At 48.8% G+C, this 717-nt stretch carries 2 protein-coding genes; one reads left to right on the forward strand and one right to left on the reverse strand.

Annotated features, from left to right (window positions below):
• Positions 1–86 precede the first annotated feature (86 nt).
• Positions 87–224 (reverse strand): hypothetical protein, encoded by a 138-nt coding sequence (locus ACYVD4_RS32030; RefSeq protein WP_460952540.1) that lies wholly within the window; start codon positions 222–224, stop codon positions 87–89.
• On the opposite strand from ACYVD4_RS32030, the gene ACYVD4_RS32035 reads away from it, so the two are divergent.
• Positions 213–572 carry a hypothetical protein gene (locus ACYVD4_RS32035; RefSeq protein WP_460952541.1) on the forward strand — a complete coding sequence of 120 codons (360 nt, stop codon included), beginning with the start codon at positions 213–215 and terminating at the stop codon, positions 570–572. The two genes, ACYVD4_RS32030 and ACYVD4_RS32035, sit on opposite strands and share 12 nt — an antisense overlap.
• Positions 573–717: the final 145 nt, after the last annotated feature.

A 717-nucleotide genomic window follows, 5' to 3' on the forward strand; every position in this document is an offset into this window, starting at 1 on the left:
GTTGGGTGGTGCCAAATAGCCAATAACGTAGTGGTGGGCTTCTGTGCGACAGGGGGCACGTCCCGTGACAGAGCGGTTTTGGCTCACTAGGTAGCTTCGGTCGACACCAGAATCGCTCCGGTTAGGGTAATTAAAAAAAGCGAGTTTGCCACGTAGCTTTCGACACGAGGAACGCCCCGAAAGGCAATTAAATAGCAAAAACAGAAAAGAATATGGTTTGTCATCGGGAAGTTTGTTTTGATAATCAGCCGCCTACACTGGAGGAAATAATCAAGCTTGTGAGTCAGCGAACCGGTATTGAGCCAATTTACGATGCGAATGACTGGTCTTTGACAAACCCTCATGACGAGATTGATTCCTTTCAAATTTATTATGAAGAACCAAACCAGGTTGTGCTAACCAACTTTGGTTCGCTGACTTATTTACTGGGAGCCACTTTACATACCTTACTGGCAATGGGTGGTACATATGATGCTAAACCAGCTACATGGCCGACCAAGAAATGGAGTGAGGTAGCTGAGAAAGTCAAATCCTTGCCCCGCCGGGAGCATCCTGATTGGGTATTTGATTAGTTTTATATGGGTGGCTGCCCGGCGACAGGATGCACGTCCCGAGGGCAAGCGGGGCAGCCCAACCCAATGAGGGTGTAAAGGTTGGGAGTTGTGGTTGTTCAAGGACGTAGCGTTCTCATCCATCAGCCCTCATGGTCGTTGGGTG

Source organism: Spirosoma daeguense, assembly GCF_054776875.1.